This window comes from Streptomyces niveiscabiei, from assembly GCF_001419795.1.
GTDB classification, from domain to species: domain Bacteria; phylum Actinomycetota; class Actinomycetes; order Streptomycetales; family Streptomycetaceae; genus Streptomyces; species Streptomyces niveiscabiei.
The window spans coordinates 1-4,076 of record NZ_LIRL01000038.1 but is presented as its reverse complement, the minus strand read 5'-3'; the positions used below and the strand labels follow the sequence as shown (position 1 = coordinate 4,076).

Annotated in this window: 2 protein-coding genes; both read right to left on the bottom strand. The window is 72.3% G+C overall.

From position 1 onward, the window contains the following. A partial coding sequence (gene afsR / locus AOK24_RS02630; RefSeq protein ID WP_055718414.1) for an SARP-family global regulator AfsR occupies nt 1-2,800 on the bottom strand: 2,800 nt, incomplete at its 3' end. 176 nt (nt 2,801-2,976) lie between these two features. Next, nucleotides 2,977-4,076 (bottom strand): AMP-binding protein (locus AOK24_RS02625; RefSeq protein WP_055718415.1); only part of this gene is annotated, 1,100 nt, incomplete at its 5' end.

The following is a 4,076-nucleotide window of genomic DNA, read 5'->3' as shown; positions in this document are numbered from 1 at the left end:
CGCCGATGCCCCGCAGCGCGGTGAGTGCGAGGTCGGCGTTGGCGGCGGCCTGCGCGGGGCGGCAGGCGGCGAGGTCGACCTCGGCGAGCCGGAAGAGCGTCATGCCCTCCCACAGCCGCTGCCGGCTGTCGCGGAAGACGTCGAGCGCGTCCCGCAGGATCTCCGCGGCCGTGGTGAGCAGCCCGCTCTCGGTGAGCGCGAGCCCCAGCGCGTACCGCCCGTTGGCGCCGCGCAGGGCGTTGCCGGTCCGGTCGTAGATGCCGATGCCCCGGTGCGCGAGCGTCACCGCGCTCTCCACCCGCCCGGTCGCGAGGTGGATGCGGGAGAGGTTGCACAGGACGCTCGCCTCACCGGCCCTGTTCCCGTTGGCACGGAAGTTGTCGAACGCGACCGTCAGATGCCGCTCGCCCTCCTCGTGCCGCCCCTGGTAAAGGGCGATGATTCCCCGGGTGTTGGGCGCCCAGCAGCGCGGTACGGGGTCGTCGGCGTCCTCGGTGACCCGCAGCGCCTCGACGGCCGCCGCGTCGGCCCGGTCGAAGCGCCCGGCGACGAGGTGGACGTCCGTGAGGGTGATCAGCGCCCGCCCGAGCGCGTGCGGGTCGCCGGCCGAACGGGCCTGTTGGAGCGCCTCGTTGGCGGCAACCTCGTACTCGCGCGCGTTGGCCCCGGACTCGGCGAGGTCCTTGGCGACCCACAACAGGTCGACGGCGCGGCGCAGTCGGCCGTCCCCGATGGACTGCCGTACGCAGGACAGCAGCGCGCCCGCCTCGGCGTACAGCCAGTCCTGCGCGTCGTGCCGGTCCTCGAAGTGCAGCCCGGGGTAGGCGGTTTCCTCCAGCTGCTCCACGAGCCGGTCGCCGGGCCGCTCGATCGCGTACACCCCGGCGGCCGTCGCGAGGTAGAAGTCGAGGAGCCGGGTGAGCGCCGACTCCCGTTCGGAGGAGGGGAGTTCGTCACGTTCCGCGCATGCGCGCGCATAGAGCCGGACCAGGTCGTGGAAGCGGTAGCGGCCGGGCGCCGCCGACTCCAGCAACGACGTGTCGACGAGGGACTCCAGCAGGTCCTCGGTGTCGTCCTGCGCCAGGTTCAGGACGGCGGCTGCGGCGGCCAGGGAGATGTCCGGCCCGTCGGCGAGGCCGAGGAGGCGGAAGGCGCGGGCCTGTGCGGGCTCCAACTGCCCGTAGCCCAGCTCGAATGTCGCCTTCACGGCAAGGTCCCCGGCCTGGAGCTCGTCCAACCTCCGTCTCTCGTCGGCGAGTTTGGCCGCGAGGACCGACACCGTCCAGGTGCGCCGGGCGGCGAGACGCGAGGCGGCGATGCGGATCGCGAGCGGCAGGAAGCCGCACGCGGCGACGACGTCGAGCGCCGACTCCCGTTCGGACGCGACGCGTTCGGCGCCGACGATGCGCGTGAAGAGCGCGAGCGCCTCGTGCGGCGCCATCACGTCGAGGTCGACGAGGTGCGCGCCCGCGACGTCCACCATCCGCGTGCGGGAGGTGACGAGGGCCGCGCAGCCGGCCGTACCGGGCAGCAACGGCCGTACCTGGGCGGCGTCCCGCGCGTTGTCGAGGAGGACCAGGACGCGGCGGCCGTCGAGCAGCGAGCGGAACAGCGCCGAGCGCTCCTGGAGCGAGTCGGGGATCGCGGGGTCGGCGGTGCCGAGGGCGCGCAGGAACGCGCCAAGCGCGGCCTGGGGTTCGACGGGACGAGGGCTCGCGCCCTGGAGGTCGACGTACAACTGCCCGTCGGGGAAGGCTGATCGGGCCTGGTGGGCGACGTGCACAGCGAGCGTCGTCTTGCCGACGCCGCCGATCCCGGCGACCGCGGAGAGCGCCATCACCCGGTTCTCGTCGCCGCTCTCCGCGACGAGCGCCTCGACCAGTTCCCGGGCGAGAGTCTCCCGGCCGGTGAAATCCGGTACCGATGCAGGGAGTTGAGCGGGCAGAATACGGACGACGGGGGCTTCGGCGGCCGGCGCCTCGGGTTCGGCGAGCGCGGGGTCGGCGCGCAGGATGCGTTCCTGGAGCTCGCGCAGGCCGGGGCGGGGGTCGACGCCGAGTTCCTCCGCGAGCAGGCGGCGGGTGTCGGCGTACACGGCAAGTGCCTCCGCCTGGCGGCCACTTCGGTACAGGGCGAGCATGAGCAGCTCGCGCAGGCGTTCCCTGAGCGGGTGTTCGGCGGTGAGGGAGGTCAACTCCGGGACGGCTTCGGCATGTCGGCCGAGTTCGAGGTCCAGGTCGAGCCGGTTCTCGATGAGTTGGAGGCGCAGTTCCTCCAACCGGACGCGCTGGGACTCCGCGTAGGGCCCGGGTACGCCCGCGAGCGTCTCGCCCTCCCACAGGCCGAGCGCGTGGTCGAGGCGGTCCCGCGCGGCGCGTACGTCGCCCGCCGCCCAGGCTTTCTCCGCCTCCTCGGACAGGGTCCGCGCCGCCGTGAGGTCGAACGCGACCGTGCCGCCGGGGTCCCGCAGCGCGTATCCCCCGGCGTCGCTGACCAGCATCCGCGAGGTCAGGACCTTCCGCAGCCGCGACACGTACGTCCGCAGCGCGGCCAGCGCCTGGGAGGGCGGGTCCTCGCCCCACACCGCGTCGATCAGCTCGGCGGCGGTCACCGTGCGGCCCTCGCGCAGCAGCAACGTCGCGAGGACGGCGCGCTGTTGGGGTGACCCGGTGGGCAGCGGGACGTCGTCCCGCCAGGCCCGTACCGGTCCGAGCACACCGAACCTCAGTCCCGCCACGTCCTCGTCCCCGACGGGGTCGTGGCGTTCCTGTCTCGGCACGCGCGGTACTCGGTCGTCCATCGAGGTCTCCCTGGGCGCTCCCTGTTGACCTGCCCAGTTTGCCTTGCTGGCACGGGACCCGTCAGCAACGGGAAACACCGAGTACACGACGGCGCACGGGAGTACACAGGTCCCTCACCCACTCTCCACGTCGACGGAGGGTGTGGCGCAACCCGGGGCGATCGTTTTCGGCTATCTCAACGCCCGTTCCGCAGCTGTCCCTTGACCACTTTCCCGCTCGCATTCCGGGGCAACTCGCCCACGAATTCGACGACTCGGGGCACCTTGTAGTTCGCCATCTCCCGCCGCGCCCAGGCGATCAGGTCGTCGCCGGTCGTCACGGAGCCGGTCCGCCGGACGACGTACGCCTTGCCGACCTCTCCGAGGCGGGCGTCCGGTATGCCGACGACGGCGACGTCCGCGACGGCCGGATGCAGTCCCAGGAGTTGCTCTATCTCGGCCGGATAGGCGTTGAAGCCGCCGACGATGAACATGTCCTTGATCCGGTCGGTGATCCGCAGGTTCCCGGCCCCGTCCAGTACCCCTACGTCTCCGGTGCGCAGCCAGCCGTCCGGCGTGAGCGCCTCCCGGGTCGCCGCGTCGTCCCCGTAGTACCCGAGCATGACGTTGAACCCCCGTACCAGCACCTCCCCCGGCTCCCCGGGCGGCAGCGCCCGCCCCGCCGCGTCCACCACCCGGACCTCGGTCCCGGGGATCGCCCGCCCCGACGTCGTCGCGATCACCTCGGGCTCGTCGCCCCTGCGGCACATCGTGACGATGCCGCTCGCCTCGGACAGCCCGTACGCGGTCAGTACGGTCGCCACGCCCAGCTCGTCCCGCAGCCGTTCGACGAGCCGGAGGGGGACGACGGCCGCGCCCGTCACCACCAGCCGCAGCGAGGACAGGTCGTACGACTCCCGCGCGGGGTGGTCCAGGAGCGACTGGTGGAGCGTGGGCGGGCCGGGCAGGACCGTGACGCGCTCCGCCGCGATGTTCGCCAGCGCGGTCGTCACGTCGAACACCGGCTGCGGGATCATCGTCGCGCCCCGCGTCAGGCAGGCGATCACCCCGGCCTTGTAGCCGAACGTGTGGAAGAAGGGGTTCACGATGAGATACCGGTCCCCCTCGCGCAGCCCCGCGAGCTCGCTCCAGGTGTCGTAGCCGCGCAGAGTCTGCTCGTGGGTGATGACCGCGCCCTTGGGGCTACCCGTAGTACCTGAGGTGTAGATGATGTCGGAGGGCGAGGACCCCGTAATACCCGTAGGACCCGTAATACCCGTAGTACCCGTAGTACTCG